A 16,458-nucleotide genomic window follows, 5' to 3' on the forward strand; every position below is an offset into this window, starting at 1 on the left:
TTAAAATTTTATTTCTAAGTTAAGACCATAAGTTCTTGTTGAAGGTAATGAACCTCCTTCTGAGCCTTGGATGTTTCCACTTCCAGCGGTTGCAACCTCAGGATCAAAATTGTCATTGTCCAAGCCCCAAGCAAATAAGTTTCTACCAAATGCGCTAAGTCTAATAGAAGCTACATCTCCAGTCCATTTTTTAGGGAATGCATATCCTAGTGTTACTTCTCTCAACTTGACATAATCAGCATTAAATACGTTTAAAGCATCAGCTCCAAAGTAATAATCCGTTCCCCAAAGTTGGGCATCTACTGATTTTGTATTTGTAGCCGTGTCAGTAACTGTATATTTTCCTTGGGCATCATAAGTTATAGTACCGGTAACGCCATCTAGAATAACACCATCTTCACGAATATTGTTTGCAGCAGTAGTTTCAGCAATACCAGAGTAATGACTCCACAAGTTTGTCAATGAACGGTATTTACCACCTTTTTGAACGTCAATTAAGAAACTGAAATTGATGTTTTTGTAGGTAATACTGTTTCTAAAGCCCATGTTATAGTCTGGAAGTACTGATCCTAGATTTTGAACGGTTTTTGTCTCTGCATAAAGCCCATTTGCTTTTACAACTTTATTTCCATTATCATCGTAAACAAAATCAGTTCCTCTAATGACACCGTAAGGTTCACCAACCACTGCATTTAAACTTACTCCATTAAATGGAAACGTTGCTAGTTGAAGTGTTTGAACTCCTGGTAAAAGCTCTAAAAGTTTGTTTTTGTTTTTTGAGAAATTCCAAGTCACTGTCCAATCGAAATCGTTTGTTTGAATAGGAGTGATGTTAAGTAAAACCTCAATACCTTTGTTCTCTAACTTACCAGCATTGGCAACTGTTGAAGTATAACCTGTAGCCGGATCTACCTGTACTGGAGTAATTAAATCTTCAGTAAGTTCATTGTAGTAAGTGAAGTCAAAGTTCACCCTGTTTTTAAGAAAGCCCATTTCTAAACCTACTTCCCAAGTTGTTTTGTTTTCAGGTTTTAAGTTTGGATTGTTGTTTTGGCCAGGGAGTGAAAAGCGAGGACCACTATTAAATGTTGATCTAGCACCGAAAACATTCAGCAATTGGTAAGTACTGGTATCACTACCTACTTCTGCATAACCTCCACGTACTTTACCAAATGACAGCCAATCAGCTTCAATTAGTTGAGAGAATACAATACTTCCAGATACCGATGGGTAAAAGAAAGAATTATGTGCTGCTGGTAAAGTTGAGGACCAATCGTTACGTCCTGTTACTGTTACATAGTATGTGTTGTCAAAACCAAAAGACGCAGATCCAAAAACACTTTGAATTTCACTGAAAGCGTCCGAGTCGGTGATAGTCGAGCTGGATTGAGAGTTGTTCAAATTGTAAATGCCATCTACAACAAGACCTCCCACGGTTGATCCACCTAATAGATGATATTCATTCGCTCTTTTATTAGCACCTAAAAAAGTGTTAATGGTTAATCTATCACTAATTAATTTAGTATCGTAATGTAGTATAGCTTCATAGTTGATTTCAGAGAAATCACGATCTGACTCAGAATAACCAGACTCGGCCTGAGAACCGACAGCGGTTCTTAAGCTTCTTCTATCATCATAACTATCGGAATATATTTTACCTGTAACATAAAAGTCGTCAGTAAAATTATATTTAAACCCTATATCGCCGAAATAACGTGTTCTTTTGTCTTGTGACGTGTTTTTATTAACAATCCAATATGGGTTATCTGTATATCTCACAGTGGCATCGTTATAAGCAGTCCTGTTCCAAGAACGTTGCGTTCCATCAGGCAGCATATAATTCTTTAAACGTTCCGTGTCTACAGAAGTTTGACCAAATTGGAAAAATTGTTGCATTACACCTGCTCCCGTATAACCAATCGCTGGGCGATTGAAACCATCGGTCACCGTATAATTAATCCCTGCATTTATTTGTAATTTATCTGAAATTTTTGCAGATCCATTAAAATTCAAAGACGTTCTATCAAGTTGTGAATTGGGTACGATACCACTTTGTTGAGTGTTGTTAATAGACAACCTCATTTGAGCGTTTTCTGAACCTGTTGAAAATGACACGCCATTGTTGTAAGCCATACCTGTGTTGAAAAAATCCTTGGCATCATTTTTAGGATATGACCATGCACGAGGTTTTAAATAATCATTAGGAAATTCTGGATCAAAAGCATCCCAATGCAAAACCATGACGTTAGGATCATAAGCCGGACCCCAAGATTCATCAGTTGCGTAATCTACAATATTGTAGGTTTGTCCATTAATATCAGCCGTAGCGAAACCTGCCGCTCCACTTCCTCCTCCATACAGTTTTTGAACTTTTGGAATGATACTGACAGACTCGAAACTAACACCTGAATTCAATGTTATTTCCGACTTTCCTGCTTTCCCAGATTTGGTTGTAATAATGATTGCACCATTATTAGCTCTATTACCGTAAAGAGCTGCTGCTGCACCTCCTTTAAGTACGTTCATAGAAGCAATGTCATCTGGATTGATGTCAAACCCTGTATCTCCAAAGTCAACACCTCCACCCCCGGTTTGGGTTCCAGTAGAGTTGTAGTTGCTGTTGTCCAACGGGACACCATCTACTACAATTAACGGTCTGTTATTTTGGGTGATAGAGCCGATACCTCTAAGAATAATTCTCGTTGAACCTCCTAAGTTCCCTGATGGGGTACTAATTTGAACACCTGCCACTTTACCACTTAAGGCACCAAGAGCATTGGCATTTCTAGATTCGACAAGTTCCTCTCCTTCGATTTGTTGGGTTGAATACCCTAAGGATTTCTTCTCTCTAGTAATCCCTAAAGCCGTAACAACCACTTCATCAAGCATTGCAGCGTCTTCCTGCATAGTGATGTTAAGGGTGTTTGAAGCGCCTACTTTAACTTCTTGAGCTTTAAGTCCTATATAGGTGAAGGAAAGTGTGGCACCTTCATTGGCATTGATGGAATACTTTCCATCAAAATCAGATTGGGTGCCAGTTGTTGTCCCCTTTACAATAATATTAACTCCGGGAAGGGGCAAACCTGATTGGTCCGTTATGGTTCCCGAAACCACTTTGTCTTGCGCATACGACGTATGAACGACTAACACTATCAAAAGTGTTAGAATTACACGAAATTGTGTTCTCATCTTTAAATTAATTTGAATTAGCCAGTTCCAAAAGTCTTAATAAAAAGTTAACAAACCAACAAAAATTTCATAAAATTTGAGAATTATCTGATTTTAATGAATTAAATCCCCGCTGATAATGGTTTAATGCGATTTACATAAAACTTAAGGGATGTGTTCTTTTATCTTGTTTTCCAAGAAAAACCTTTTTGACTGAGCCCATCATTCTAAACTATGGAATAGACAAATACTGTCAATAAGATTGAATTTCATTGAAGTTTAAAATTGGAACCAAAGAATCTGTAATTTGAGAGATTGCTGTCAAACTTATAATATAGTAGGAATTAGTTACTCCTAATTAGTGAAGGAAGAATAAATAGGGCACAATTAAGAATACAACTGTGCTGGAACAAAAACGTCCCATCGAGACTAAAAATTTTAAAATGTTGCAGACAAGCTGATATGGATTTTGGAATTCGATAGCTTGATAGCTTGATTTTCTGAGCTGCCATTGCTATAGTTCAATTTAAAAAGCCCTGCTTGTGTGAGGATACCAAATCCAAAACCTAATCCTATAAGTTTGCTTCTAATGTCAAGGAGTTGGTTTTCGTAATATGCCAGGTCGACAATGGAATTAACGTAGAGGCTGTTTGAAACTCTATAGCGATATTCTGTATTAAATACCGCGTATAAATTGGCAGTCAGACTGTTTTCTTCAAAACCTCTGATGGAGTTAATGCCACCAAACCGAAATAACTCGTTTTCAACATAAGTATCAGAATTTAAAACCGAAGCACTGACCTGACCATAAAAGCTGTTCCTAAGATTTAGATTAACTATTTTGAAGGTATTCAATTCAAATTTGGTTTGCGATTGACCAATATTTTCAATGGTTCTTTTGCCCATTCCTCCAGAGATATCAAATAGAAAATTGACCGGGAACAACTTATCATAGCGTTGTGGCCTTGTGTGATTATAGCTGAGATTGTAAAACGTAGACTTAAAATCATTAATGGTTAAAATGGGGTTGTCCAATAAATTGGTAGATGCCTGGGTGTTAATGCCCAATGCCATACTGTTTTTAGAGTCGAATTGATAATCCAGCTTGGCAAACTGTGTGGTGGTAACAAAAGAAGAATCCTTTTTAAAAATATTGAGGCCTAATTGCATCCCGATTGGTGATCCTAATAGATAGGGGAGTTTTGTTTTTACATCAAAGGTTTTTTGCTCGCTCTCATCGCTTTTGTACACTAATCTTAAAGATTCACCGTAATTGAGATTATTGACCAGATTGAGATTGAGATAGCCATCAAATTCTAGTTTATCCGTTTCGGTGTTCGTGCCAAAACCTAGGAACCCATCAAACGTATTGCTTTTTAGTTTTTCTAAGTAGATATATAATAGGGTAGAATCTTTAGTGAAAAGCACTTCTGGATCTTTTATCTGGGCGGCAAATTGTAGGTTTTCCAAAACTTCCGTTTTTTCTCTGATGGTGTTTAAATTGAAGACCTGTTTGCTTTTAATTTTCAGGTAGCGTTTTACATAAGATTTTGGAAACTTCTCGTAGCCTTTAACGATTATCGTGTCGATGGTCCTTTGCTGTTGTTCTACAATTTTTAAATCGGCATACAAAACACCTTCTTCTTTTTTGATATTGGTAAGTTGTAGGGTTGAAAACGGATCTCCTGTGTTGGCAATTTCTGCATTTAGCGTTTTAAGTGATGCTTCCAAAGAATTGACTTCTACTTCAAAATAATCATCTGTGATGGTGTTGGAGATTAATTTGATGATTTTTGGATTAAAACTGCGGTCAAAATGAATTCTGGCCCTTAAATATCGGTCACCCAAAATATATTTTGCCACAAAAGAAGAATCATTTTCTTTATTAAGATGGACAAATTTACTTTCCAAATATCCTAAGTGAGTTAAAGAATTTGCTATCGAATTGACTTCGATTTCAAGTGAATTAAAGTCGTTAAATGTCTGTTGGTAGTCTAATGAATTAAGAAGCGATGTATCGACTTCATTGGCGCCAACAGCTTTGAGATGTAAAGATTGCGCCAAAAGACTTGATGAGAACATCCATCCGAAAAGAAATATAAAGGAGATTATTTTTAAGGTCATGTTAGGCATAAGCAACTCCAAAGCTAACGGAAAAATTTGTCTAAAAATATGTACTATGTTAAATAATTGGTCAAAGAATTAAAAATTAATCAGTTTACGTTTGAAAAAAAGAAATAAATTTCTACCTTTGCAGCCCTCAAAAGCGAGGAGTAAAACAAATTTATATAGAAATATATGCCAACAATTTCACAATTAGTACGAAAAGGAAGAACCAAAATAACCAAGAAGAGTAAATCGGTTGCCCTTGATTCGTGTCCACAAAGACGTGGTGTGTGTACTCGTGTTTACACGACGACGCCTAAGAAACCTAACTCAGCAATGCGTAAGGTAGCAAGGGTTCGTTTGACAAACGGAAACGAAGTCAACGCATACATCGGCGGCGAAGGTCACAATCTACAGGAGCACTCGATAGTATTGGTTAGAGGTGGAAGGGTAAAAGATTTGCCAGGAGTTAGATATCACATCGTTCGTGGTGCTTTAGACACCGCAGGTGTTACAGGTAGAACACAACGTAGATCTAAATACGGAACAAAACGCCCTAAGAAGTAAAAACAAGTTATGAGTTATAAGGTATGAGTTATGGGTGTATAGCACCGTAATGAATAGCGATTAACAATTAACAAAAAAAACTCAAAAAGAAGACATGAGAAAAAGAGCAGCAAAAAAGAGACCGCTTTTACCAGATCCACGTTTTAACGATCAGTTAGTAACACGTTTCGTTAACATGATGATGTGGGATGGAAAGAAGTCTGTGGCGTTCAAAGTATTTTACGATGCAATTGACATTGTAGAAACAAAGAAAACTGACGAAGAAAAAACAGCCTTGGAAATATGGAAAGATGCTTTATCTAACGTAATGCCTCACGTAGAAGTACGTAGCCGTCGTGTTGGAGGTGCAACATTCCAAATCCCAATGCAAATTCGTCCAGACCGTAAAGTATCTACAGCCATGAAATGGATGATTAGTTACTCACGAAAAAGAAATGAAAAATCGATGCCAGCAAAACTTGCTGCTGAAATTTTAGCCGCAGCCAAAGAAGAAGGTGCTGCAGTTAAAAAGCGCATGGATACACATAAAATGGCAGAAGCTAATAAAGCATTCTCACACTTTAGATTCTAATATATGGCAAGAGATTTATTACTTACAAGGAATATAGGAATTGCAGCACATATTGATGCTGGGAAAACGACAACTACAGAGCGTATCTTATTTTATACCGGTGTTAATCATAAGTTAGGTGAAACTCACGAAGGGTCATCTACTATGGACTGGATGGAGCAGGAAGCTGAAAGAGGTATTACCATTACTTCTGCAGCAACGACTTGTGATTGGATCTTTCCTAAAGAAAATGGAGAGCCAACAGAAGATGCACAGAGTTATCACTTTAATATTATTGACACTCCAGGTCACGTTGATTTTACGGTTGAAGTAAACCGTTCTTTACGTGTGCTTGATGGGTTGGTGTTCTTGTTTAGTGCAGTTGATGGTGTTGAACCACAATCTGAAACTAACTGGAGACTTGCTGATAACTATAAGGTTCCAAGAATTGGGTTCGTTAATAAAATGGACCGTCAAGGAGCGAACTTTTTAGAAGTTAACAAGCAGGTAAAAGAAATGCTCGGGTCTAACGCAGTGCCAATTGTATTGCCTATTGGAGATGAGGGAGACTTTAGAGGTGTTGTTGACTTGGTAAGAAATAGAGCTGTAGTATGGCACGACGAAAACTTTGGAGCTACATATGATGTAGTGCCTATTCCTGAAGATATGAAGGAAGAAGTTCGTGAGTACAGAGCTTTATTAATAGAAGAGGTAGCAAGTTACGACGAAAACCTATTAGAGAAATTCATGGAAGATGAAGACTCTATTACAGAACAAGAAGTACATGCTGCATTAAGAGCTGCTGTTATGGATATGGCTATTATACCAATGGTATGTGGGTCATCATTCAAAAACAAAGGCGTTCAATTCTTATTAGATGCGGTTTGTCGTTACTTACCTTCTCCAATGGATAGAGAAAGTGTAATCGGTGTGAACCCAGATACAGATAAAGAAGAAAGACGTAGACCTGATGTTAAGGAGCCGTTTGCTGCATTGGCATTTAAGATTGCTACCGATCCTTTTGTTGGTCGTTTGGCATTCTTTAGAGTATACTCTGGACGTTTGGATGCTGGTTCTTATATCTTGAACAACCGTTCAGGTAAAAAAGAGCGTATCTCACGTATCTACCAAATGCACTCCAACAAGCAAAACGCTCTTGATTATATCGAAGCGGGTGATATTGGAGCGGCAGTAGGATTTAAAGATATCAAGACTGGTGATACCATGTCTGATGAAAAACATCCAATTGTTTTAGAATCTATGGACTTCCCAGATCCAGTTATTGGTATTGCTGTGGAGCCAAAAACTAAAGCTGATGTTGATAAAATGGGGATGGCATTGTCAAAATTGGCAGAAGAAGACCCAACCTTTACAGTAAGAACTGATGAAGCTTCAGGACAAACAATTATATCAGGAATGGGTGAGCTTCACTTAGATATTATTGTTGACCGTATGCGTCGTGAGTTTAAAGTTGAAGTTAACCAAGGTGCGCCACAAGTAGAATATAAAGAAGCTATTACTAGAGCTGCACAACACAGAGAAGTTTACAAAAAACAATCTGGTGGACGTGGTAAATTTGCGGATATCCAATTTACATTGGAGCCTGCAGATGAAGGTAAAACTGGATTAGATTTTATTTCTGCAATCAAAGGTGGGAACATTCCTAAGGAATTTATCCCTTCAATTGAAAAAGGATTTAAACAAGCTATGGTCAATGGACCATTGGCAGGCTACGAAGTTGATGCTATGAAAGTAACATTGACAGATGGTTCTTACCATGATGTCGATTCTGATCAACTATCATTCGAATTGGCTGCAAGAATCGGATTTAGAAATGCTGCAAAAGCTGCTAAAGCGGTTATCATGGAGCCTATCATGAAGATTGAAGTGATCACTCCAGAAGAAAATATGGGTGACATTGTAGGAGATTTGAACCGTCGTAGAGGACAAATGAGTGATATGGGTGACAGAGCTGGAGCAAAAACTGTTAAAGCCACTGTGCCATTATCTGAAATGTTTGGATATGTAACTACATTAAGAACATTGTCTTCAGGTCGTGCAACATCAACCATGGAATTTTCACATTATGCTGAAACTCCATCAAACATATCAGAAGAAGTAATTGCAGCCGCAAAAGGCGTTGAATCGTAAATCTTAAGAAAATGAGTCAAAAAATCAGAATTAAATTAAAATCTTACGATCATAGTCTAGTGGACAAGTCTGCAGATAAGATTGTGAAAACAGTAAAAAGTACAGGTGCAGTAGTAACGGGACCAATTCCATTACCAACTCACAAAAAGATTTTCACTGTACTACGTTCTCCACACGTCAACAAGAAAGCTAGAGAGCAGTTCCAATTAAGTTCTTACAAAAGACTTTTGGACATCTATAGCTCTTCATCAAAAACTATTGATGCTTTGATGAAATTGGAGTTGCCAAGTGGTGTAGAAGTAGAGATCAAAGTATAATTATACCTGCGAAGGCAGGTATCTCGAAATCAAAAGACAAATTGTTTTTAAGATTGAGAGATCCCCGCATTCGCGAGGATCGACATGTCCTAAGCTGCGTGCGAGGGAAAAACGGTAAAAATACATTCAGGGCTGAAGTATTTTCGGCCCTGAATATTTTAAAACCGTAGTAGGGACAGCTTGCGAGCTGTTTTTACATGCAAAATTGGAGTAGTAAGTAATTAATAATAATCAATAAATAAAAATTATGTCTGGGTTAATAGGAAAAAAGATCGGTATGACCAGCATCTTTGATGAAAACGGGAAAAACATTCCTTGTACAGTAATCGAAGCTGGACCATGTATCGTTACCCAAGTCAGAACCGAAGAGGTTGACGGGTATAGTGCCCTTCAACTTGGTTTCGATGACAAGACAGAGAAAAGTTCCACAAAAGCTGAAGCAGGTCATGCTAAGAAAGCCGGTACTTCTGTTAAGAGAAAAGTCGTCGAGTTCCAAGGATTTGAAGGAGATTACAAATTAGGTGATGCCATTACTGTAGCACATTTCATCGAGGGTGAATATGTTGATATTGCTGGTACATCAAAAGGAAAAGGATTTCAAGGTGTGGTAAAACGTCACGGATTTGGTGGTTCTGAAATGTCACACGGGCAGCAAAGCGTTAATAGAGCTCCTGGTTCTGTTGGTGCTGCTTCTTACCCTGGAAGAATATTCAAGGGGAAGAAAATGGCCGGAAGAATGGGTGGCGAAAGAGTGAATGTTGAAAATTTAAGAGTTTACAAAGTAGTTCCTGAAAAGAACTTATTGGTGGTTAAAGGATGTGTTCCTGGCCATAAGAACTCTTATGTAATTATTCAGAAATAATGAAAGTAGCAGTTATAGATGTAAACGGAAAAGACACGGGTAGAAAGATTGAACTTTCTGCAGATGTGTTTGCCATTGAGCCTAATAACCATGCAGTTTACTTAGATGTTAAGCAATATCTTGCTAACCAACGTCAAGGAACGCATAAGGCGAAAGAAAGAGCTGAAATCTCAGGAAGTACTCGTAAAATCAAAAAACAAAAAGGTACAGGTACTGCACGTGCAGGATCTATCAAGTCTGGTGTTTTTAGAGGTGGTGGACGTATTTTTGGACCAAGACCAAAAAACTATAGCTTCAAATTGAACAAAGGTCTTAAGCGTTTAGCGCGTAAATCGGCCTTATCAATGAAAGCTAATGCGGACGCAATCGTGGTCATGGAGGACTTCAATTTTGATACTCCAAAAACCAAAAACTTCACTAACGTATTGAAAGCGTTAGGTGTTGAGAATAAAAAATCCTTGTTTGTGTTGGGAGCGTCAAATAATAATGTATATTTGTCCTCACGTAATTTAAAAGGTTCTGACGTTATAATGAACTCAGAATTAAGCACTTACAAGATTTTAAACGCAAATAAATTAGTCCTTTTGGAGAGTTCTTTAGAAGGAATTGAATCGAATTTAAGTAAATAAGGAAACATGAGCATCTTAATTAAACCTATTATTACTGAAAAAGCGACTATGACTAGCGAGTTAAACAACTGCTATAGCTTTCAAGTAAATACGAAGGCGAACAAGGTTGAAATAAAAAAAGCGGTGGAAGCTGCTTATGGCGTTTCCGTTGAAAAAGTTCGCACTATAAATGTCCGTCCAGATAGAAGAACCCGTCACACAAAGACAGGTATTCAGAATGGTAAAACAAATGCTGTTAAAAAGGCAATTGTACAACTGGCGGAAGGGGAATCTATTGATTTATACAGTAACATGTAATTAAAGACAAATGTCAGTAAGAAAATTAAAACCGATCACACCAGGTCAGCGATTTAGAGTAGTAAATGGTTATGACGCCATTACTACTGATAAGCCGGAAAAGAGTTTACTCGCTCCGAACAAAAAATCAGGTGGTAGAAACAATCAAGGAAAAATGACCATGCGCCAAATTGGTGGTGGACATAAAAGAAGGTATCGTATTATCGATTTCAAACGTAACAAAGCTGGAATTCCAGCAGAAGTTGCTTCTATCGAGTACGATCCAAACAGAACAGCATTTATTGCTCTTTTGAATTATCAAGATGGTGAAAAACGTTACGTTATCGCTCAAGCTGGTTTAAAAGTAGGTCAGAATGTAGTTTCTGGAACTGAAAACATTGCTCCAGAAATAGGCAATTCAATGACGTTGAAATATGTGCCGCTTGGTACTATTATTTCATGTATCGAATTGCGTCCTGGACAAGGAGCAATTATGGCAAGAAGTGCAGGTTCATTCGCTCAATTAATGGCGAGAGATGGAAAATTCGCATCTGTGAAATTACCTTCTGGAGAAACCCGTTTGATCCTTGTAGAATGTATGGCAACTATTGGTGCGGTGTCCAATCATGATCATCAATTGCTCGTATCTGGTAAAGCAGGTAGAACAAGATGGTTAGGAAGACGTCCACGTGTAAGACCAGTAGCTATGAACCCTGTCGATCACCCAATGGGTGGTGGTGAAGGTCGTGCTTCAGGTGGTCATCCAAGATCAAGAAACGGTATTCCAGCTAAAGGTTACAGAACACGTACGAAAACCAAGGCTAGCAACAAGTATATTGTAGAACGTAGAAAGAAATAATTGAGATAATATGGCACGTTCATTAAAAAAAGGACCTTACATCCATTATAAATTGAGTAAAAAAGTTGAAGAGAATGTAACTTCAAACAAAAAGACGGTAATCAAAACGTGGTCTAGAGCCTCGATGATTTCACCTGATTTTGTTGGACAAACAATCGCTGTTCACAATGGTCGTCAATTTGTACCGGTTTATGTAACTGAGAATATGGTAGGTCACAAATTAGGAGAATTTTCACCAACCCGATCTTTTAGAGGTCACGCAGGTGCAAAAAATAAAGGTAAAAAATAAGTAGAGCTATGGGAAGTCGTAAAAAACAAATGGCAGACGCTATTAAGGAAGAAAAAAAGCACATTGCTTTTGCTAAGCTTAATAACTGTCCTACATCACCGAGAAAAATGCGCTTAGTTGCGGATTTGGTCAGAGGACAAAAAGCTGAGATGGCTCTAAATATCTTAAGATTTAGCCCTAAGGAAGCCTCTCGTCGTTTAGAGAAGTTGGTCCTTTCGGCAATTGCCAACTGGCAAGCTAAAAACGAAGACGCAAGCATTGAAGATGCTGACTTATTCGTAAAAGAGATCAGAGTAGATGGTGGTGCAATGTTGAAAAGATTGCGTCCAGCACCTCAGGGTCGTGCACACAGAATAAGAAAACGTTCCAACCACGTGACTGTGGTTATAGGAGCAAACAATAACACACAAGCTTAAATAGAGATATGGGACAAAAGACAAATCCAATCGGAAATCGTTTAGGAATTATCAGAGGATGGGAATCTAACTGGTATGGTGGCAATGATTATGGAGATAAACTTGCTGAAGACGATAAGATTAGAAAATATATCCATGCTCGTTTATCTAAAGCAAGTGTGTCGAGAGTAATTATTGAGCGTACGCTTAAACTTGTAACCGTTACTATCACCACTGCAAGACCTGGTATCATTATTGGGAAAGGCGGTCAAGAGGTAGACAAGTTAAAAGAAGAGCTTAAGAAAATTACTGATAAGGAAGTTCAATTGAACATCTTCGAAATCAAGAGACCTGAATTGGATGCCTTTTTAGTGGCATCTAGCGTTGCTCGTCAAATCGAGAATCGTATTTCTTACAGACGTGCCATCAAAATGGCAATTGCTGCAACAATGCGTATGAATGCTGAAGGGATCAAGATTCAAATTAGTGGTCGTTTAAACGGTGCTGAGATGGCACGTACGGAGCACTACAAAGAGGGAAGAATTCCATTATCGACGTTTAGAGCCGATATTGACTATGCTTTAGTTGAGGCACATACTACTTACGGTAGATTGGGTGTTAAAGTGTGGATCATGAAAGGTGAAGTGTATGGTAAAAGAGATCTTTCACCGTTGGTTGGATTATCCAAAAAACAAGGTGGCAAAGGAGGATCTGATGCGCCAAGACGTGGTGGGCCAAGCAAGGCTCGTCGTAGAAAGTAATTTTTAAAGTAAAAGAAAAATGTTACAACCTAGAAAGACAAAATTCCGTAAGCAGCAAAAAGGCCGCATGAAAGGAAATGCCGGTAGAGGACATGAACTTTCAAATGGAATGTTCGGTATAAAATCGGTACACGATACGGGAATGTTTTTAACATCTCGTCAAATTGAAGCAGCTCGTATTGCAGCTACACGTTATATGAAAAGAGAAGGCCAACTTTGGATCAAAATATTTCCAGACAAGCCTATTACAAAAAAGCCTCTTGAAGTACGTATGGGTAAAGGTAAAGGTGCTGTAGAATATTGGGTCGCTGTAGTAAAACCTGGTAGAGTTATGTTTGAAGTAGGTGGCGTGTCAATGGACGTTGCAAAAGAAGCACTACGTTTGGCAGCTCAAAAATTACCTGTAAAAACAAAATTCTTAGTCGCCAGAGATTACGGAGTTTAATACATAGATATTATGAAGCAATCAGAAATTAAACAGCTTTCTACAGCTGAATTACAAGATAAGTTAGGTGAAACTAAAAAGAGTTATGCAGACCTCAATATGGCTCATGCAATCTCACCTTTAGAAAATCCGATTCAATTACGCAACGTGAGACGTTCTGTAGCAAGAATTGCAACCGAATTAACTAAAAGAGAAGTACAATAATTTGTATTCCGCTGAACGATGGAAAAAAGAAATTTAAGAAAAGAACGTATAGGAGTTGTAACTAGTAACAAAATGATGAAATCCATCGTTGTTGCCGAAGTTAAAAAAGTAAAACATCCTATGTATGGAAAATTCGTGTTAAAAACGAAAAAATACGTTGCGCACGATGAGACAAATGACTGTAACATTGGAGATACGGTAAAGATCATGGAAACACGACCTTTAAGTAAATCTAAATGTTGGAGATTAGTAGAAATAATTGAAAGAGCGAAATAATTATGTTACAACAAGAATCAAGATTAAAAGTAGCTGATAACACTGGAGCAAAGGAAGTATTGACTATCCGTGTTCTAGGTGGTACTAAAAGAAGGTATGCTTCTCTAGGTGACAAGATAGTTGTTTCTGTAAAAGATGCAACGCCTAACGGTAACATCAAAAAAGGAGCTGTTTCTACAGCCGTTGTTGTACGTACTAAAAAGGAAGTAAGACGCCCAGACGGATCATATATCAGATTTGATGATAACGCTTGTGTACTTTTGAATCCGCAAGGAGAAATGAGAGGCACGCGTGTTTTTGGACCTGTAGCAAGAGAACTTCGTGATAAGCAGTTCATGAAAATTGTATCATTGGCACCTGAAGTGCTTTAATGACTAATAAGATGACAAAGTTTAAAATAAAAACAGGAGATACAGTACAAGTCATTGCCGGAGACCATAAAGGTACAGAAGGTAAGATTGTAAAGATCTTAAAGGAAAAAAACAAAGCGATCGTTGAAGGCGTGAACATGGTTAAGAAACATACTAAACCAAGTGCACAAAGTCCTCAAGGTGGCATTGTAGAGAAAGAAGCGCCTATTCATGTTTCCAACCTATCACTTTTGAACAAGAAAGGTGAAACAACACGTGTTGGTTATAGAATGGAAGGCGATAAAAAAGTGAGATTTTCTAAGAAATCAAATGAAGTAATTTAGTTATGGCATATATTCCAAGATTAAAAAAAGAGTATAACGAGAAAATAATTTCGGCTCTTACAGAAGAATTCGGATATAAGAACGTAATGCAAGTTCCTAAACTTCAAAAGATAGTATTATCTAAAGGAGTTGGTGCAGCAGTTGCCGATAAGAAATTAGTAGACCATGCAGTGGACGAGTTGACCAAGATTTCAGGTCAAAAAGCGGTTCCTACATTATCTAAAAAAGATATCGCATCGTTTAAATTACGTAAAGGTATGCCAGTTGGCGCTAGAGTTACATTACGCGGAGAGCAAATGTATGAGTTTCTAGACCGTTTGGTGACCGCAGCATTACCACGAGTAAGAGACTTCAACGGTGTTAAAGCCAAAGGCTTTGACGGAAGAGGTAACTATAACTTAGGTATTACTGAGCAAATTATATTCCCAGAGATTGATATTGATAAAGTCAACAATATTTCTGGAATGGATATTACGTTTGTTACTTCAGCCGATACAGATAAAGAAGCAAAATCGCTATTAACAGAATTGGGAGTACCTTTTCAAAAGAATTAAGATATGGCTAAAGAATCAATGAAAGCCCGTGAGGTGAAAAGACAAAGAACGGTAGATAAGTATGCTGAAAAACGTAAAGCTTTGAAAGAAGCTGGCGATTATGAAGCCCTACAGAAACTACCAAGAAATGCATCACCAGTACGTTTGCACAACCGTTGTAAATTGACCGGAAGACCAAGAGGATACATGCGTACCTTTGGAGTTTCTCGTGTTACTTTCCGTGAAATGGCAAACCAAGGGTTGATACCAGGTGTGAGAAAAGCATCTTGGTAGTAAGATGCGACATGTCGCATCTATGTAGATGTTAAAGATTTTATTTTACATCTCAAAAAAAAGTATGAACTGGGCAAAGGTTTGGGGAGAACCAAAAACCACGTCCGCAATTTAATATAAATGAATACAGATCCAATCGCAGATTATCTAACGCGAGTTAGAAATGCAGTTAAGGCCAACCACAGAGTAGTTGAGATCCCTGCATCCAATCTAAAAAAAGAAATTACTAAAATATTATTCGACCAAGGATATATTTTAAGTTACAAGTTTGATGACTCTTCAATACAAGGCACTATCAAGATAGCGCTTAAGTATAACAAAGAGACTAAAGAACCTGTTATCAGAAAAATTCAAAGATTAAGTAAACCAGGTTTACGTAAATATGCAAGTTCTAGCGAAATGCCAAGAATCCTTAACGGTCTTGGAATTGCAATTGTTTCTACTTCTCATGGAGTAATGACAGGAAAGCAAGCGCATAGAGCGAATGTTGGTGGTGAATTATTGTGCTACGTTTACTAAAAAAGGGAAGATATGTCAAGAATAGGAAATAATCCAGTAGCAATTCCACAAGGAGTTACAGTAGACGTGAAAGACAACGTTATTACCGTAAAAGGTAAGTTGGGTGAATTAACTCAAGAGTTTTCAAACGTTGAAATTACAGTTAAAGATGGTGAAGTGTCAGTAGCACGTCCATCAGACAGTAAAGAAGCAAGAACTAACCATGGTCTTTACAGATCATTGGTAAATAATATGGTACACGGTGTATCAGAAGGTTGGACCAAGAAATTGGAATTGGTTGGTGTAGGTTATAGAGCTACAAACCAAGGTCAGAGATTAGATTTGGCTTTAGGTTTTTCTCACAACATCGTTATATCCGTAGCTCCTGAAGTTACAGTGGAGACGATTTCTGATAAAGGAAAGAATCCAATCGTAAAGTTGACTTCACATGACAAACAATTGGTAGGACAAGTAGCAGCGAAGATTCGCGGATACAGAAAACCTGAGCCTTACAAAGGAAAAGGAATCAAGTTTGTAGGAGAAGAATTAAGAAGAAAAGCAGGTAAATCAGCATAATCGATTAG

Annotated in this window: 22 protein-coding genes; 20 read left to right on the forward strand and 2 right to left on the reverse strand. The window is 37.8% G+C overall.

From position 1 onward, the window contains the following. Positions 1-3,189 (reverse strand): SusC/RagA family TonB-linked outer membrane protein, encoded by a 3,189-nt coding sequence (locus ESZ48_RS15800; RefSeq protein WP_129018477.1) that lies wholly within the window; start codon positions 3,187-3,189, stop codon positions 1-3. Positions 3,190-3,606: 417 nt separating this feature from the next. Beyond that, complete coding sequence (locus ESZ48_RS15805; protein ID WP_190246286.1) at positions 3,607-5,292, reverse strand: BamA/TamA family outer membrane protein; 1,686 nt, start codon at positions 5,290-5,292, stop codon at positions 3,607-3,609. A 174-nt stretch (positions 5,293-5,466) separates the two neighbouring features. Here ESZ48_RS15805 and rpsL point away from each other — a divergent pair, with 174 nt between their 5' ends. The 20 genes from rpsL to rplF all read left to right on the forward strand — a co-directional run bounded on the left by rpsL (position 5,467) and on the right by rplF (position 16,450). Next, positions 5,467-5,841, forward strand: a complete 375-nt coding sequence (gene rpsL, locus ESZ48_RS15810; RefSeq protein ID WP_027126027.1) for a 30S ribosomal protein S12 — start codon at positions 5,467-5,469, stop codon at positions 5,839-5,841. Positions 5,842-5,935: 94 nt separating this feature from the next. Beyond that, a complete protein-coding gene (rpsG, locus tag ESZ48_RS15815; protein ID WP_129018478.1) occupies positions 5,936-6,412 on the forward strand; it encodes a 30S ribosomal protein S7 in 477 nt (158 codons plus the stop codon). 3 nt (positions 6,413-6,415) lie between these two features. After that, positions 6,416-8,542, forward strand: a complete 2,127-nt coding sequence (fusA, locus tag ESZ48_RS15820) for an elongation factor G (protein WP_129018479.1) — start codon at positions 6,416-6,418, stop codon at positions 8,540-8,542. An 11-nt stretch (positions 8,543-8,553) separates the two neighbouring features. Next, positions 8,554-8,859: a 30S ribosomal protein S10 gene (gene rpsJ / locus ESZ48_RS15825; RefSeq protein WP_129018480.1), complete on the forward strand. Its 306-nt coding sequence runs from the start codon at positions 8,554-8,556 to the stop codon at positions 8,857-8,859. Between the two features lie 247 nt (positions 8,860-9,106). Beyond that, on the forward strand, positions 9,107-9,721 hold the full coding sequence (rplC, locus tag ESZ48_RS15830; RefSeq protein WP_129018481.1) for a 50S ribosomal protein L3: 615 nt from the start codon (positions 9,107-9,109) through the stop codon (positions 9,719-9,721). Then, positions 9,721-10,350 (forward strand): 50S ribosomal protein L4, encoded by a 630-nt coding sequence (gene rplD, locus ESZ48_RS15835; protein ID WP_129018482.1) that lies wholly within the window; start codon positions 9,721-9,723, stop codon positions 10,348-10,350. The genes rplC and rplD overlap by 1 nt, the downstream gene beginning before the upstream one ends. A 6-nt stretch (positions 10,351-10,356) precedes the next feature. Beyond that, positions 10,357-10,647, forward strand: coding sequence for a 50S ribosomal protein L23 (gene rplW, locus ESZ48_RS15840; RefSeq protein ID WP_129018483.1), 291 nt, complete (start codon positions 10,357-10,359; stop codon positions 10,645-10,647). A gap of 10 nt (positions 10,648-10,657) precedes the next feature. Then, positions 10,658-11,485: a 50S ribosomal protein L2 gene (rplB, locus tag ESZ48_RS15845; RefSeq protein WP_129018484.1), complete on the forward strand. Its 828-nt coding sequence runs from the start codon at positions 10,658-10,660 to the stop codon at positions 11,483-11,485. A gap of 10 nt (positions 11,486-11,495) precedes the next feature. After that, complete coding sequence (gene rpsS / locus ESZ48_RS15850; RefSeq protein ID WP_129018485.1) at positions 11,496-11,774, forward strand: 30S ribosomal protein S19; 279 nt, start codon at positions 11,496-11,498, stop codon at positions 11,772-11,774. A gap of 8 nt (positions 11,775-11,782) precedes the next feature. Then, the gene (rplV, locus tag ESZ48_RS15855) at positions 11,783-12,190 is read left to right on the forward strand and encodes a 50S ribosomal protein L22 (RefSeq protein WP_027126036.1); all 408 of its coding nucleotides are present in this window, start codon (positions 11,783-11,785) and stop codon (positions 12,188-12,190) included. An 8-nt stretch (positions 12,191-12,198) separates the two neighbouring features. Beyond that, a complete protein-coding gene (gene rpsC, locus ESZ48_RS15860) occupies positions 12,199-12,930 on the forward strand; it encodes a 30S ribosomal protein S3 (protein WP_129018486.1) in 732 nt (243 codons plus the stop codon). A gap of 19 nt (positions 12,931-12,949) precedes the next feature. Then, positions 12,950-13,375 carry a 50S ribosomal protein L16 gene (gene rplP / locus ESZ48_RS15865; RefSeq protein ID WP_129018487.1) on the forward strand — a complete coding sequence of 142 codons (426 nt, stop codon included), beginning with the start codon at positions 12,950-12,952 and terminating at the stop codon, positions 13,373-13,375. Positions 13,376-13,387: 12 nt separating this feature from the next. Beyond that, positions 13,388-13,579: a 50S ribosomal protein L29 gene (gene rpmC, locus ESZ48_RS15870; protein WP_027126039.1), complete on the forward strand. Its 192-nt coding sequence runs from the start codon at positions 13,388-13,390 to the stop codon at positions 13,577-13,579. An 18-nt stretch (positions 13,580-13,597) separates the two neighbouring features. Then, complete coding sequence (rpsQ, locus tag ESZ48_RS15875) at positions 13,598-13,855, forward strand: 30S ribosomal protein S17 (protein ID WP_013869035.1); 258 nt, start codon at positions 13,598-13,600, stop codon at positions 13,853-13,855. Positions 13,856-13,857: 2 nt separating this feature from the next. Continuing rightward, positions 13,858-14,226: a 50S ribosomal protein L14 gene (gene rplN, locus ESZ48_RS15880; RefSeq protein ID WP_129018488.1), complete on the forward strand. Its 369-nt coding sequence runs from the start codon at positions 13,858-13,860 to the stop codon at positions 14,224-14,226. Between the two features lie 11 nt (positions 14,227-14,237). Then, positions 14,238-14,549 carry a 50S ribosomal protein L24 gene (gene rplX / locus ESZ48_RS15885; RefSeq protein WP_129018489.1) on the forward strand — a complete coding sequence of 104 codons (312 nt, stop codon included), beginning with the start codon at positions 14,238-14,240 and terminating at the stop codon, positions 14,547-14,549. Between the two features lie 2 nt (positions 14,550-14,551). After that, positions 14,552-15,103 carry a 50S ribosomal protein L5 gene (gene rplE, locus ESZ48_RS15890; protein ID WP_129018490.1) on the forward strand — a complete coding sequence of 184 codons (552 nt, stop codon included), beginning with the start codon at positions 14,552-14,554 and terminating at the stop codon, positions 15,101-15,103. A 3-nt stretch (positions 15,104-15,106) separates the two neighbouring features. Then, the gene (rpsN, locus tag ESZ48_RS15895; RefSeq protein WP_129018491.1) at positions 15,107-15,376 is read left to right on the forward strand and encodes a 30S ribosomal protein S14; all 270 of its coding nucleotides are present in this window, start codon (positions 15,107-15,109) and stop codon (positions 15,374-15,376) included. A gap of 120 nt (positions 15,377-15,496) precedes the next feature. Next, complete coding sequence (rpsH, locus tag ESZ48_RS15900; protein WP_129018492.1) at positions 15,497-15,895, forward strand: 30S ribosomal protein S8; 399 nt, start codon at positions 15,497-15,499, stop codon at positions 15,893-15,895. A gap of 12 nt (positions 15,896-15,907) precedes the next feature. Then, complete coding sequence (gene rplF / locus ESZ48_RS15905; protein WP_129018493.1) at positions 15,908-16,450, forward strand: 50S ribosomal protein L6; 543 nt, start codon at positions 15,908-15,910, stop codon at positions 16,448-16,450. The last annotated feature ends 8 nt before the right edge of the window (positions 16,451-16,458 follow it).

Origin of the sequence: Gelidibacter gilvus, assembly GCF_004115975.1 — a bacterium.
Lineage (GTDB): Bacteria > Bacteroidota > Bacteroidia > Flavobacteriales > Flavobacteriaceae > Gelidibacter > Gelidibacter gilvus.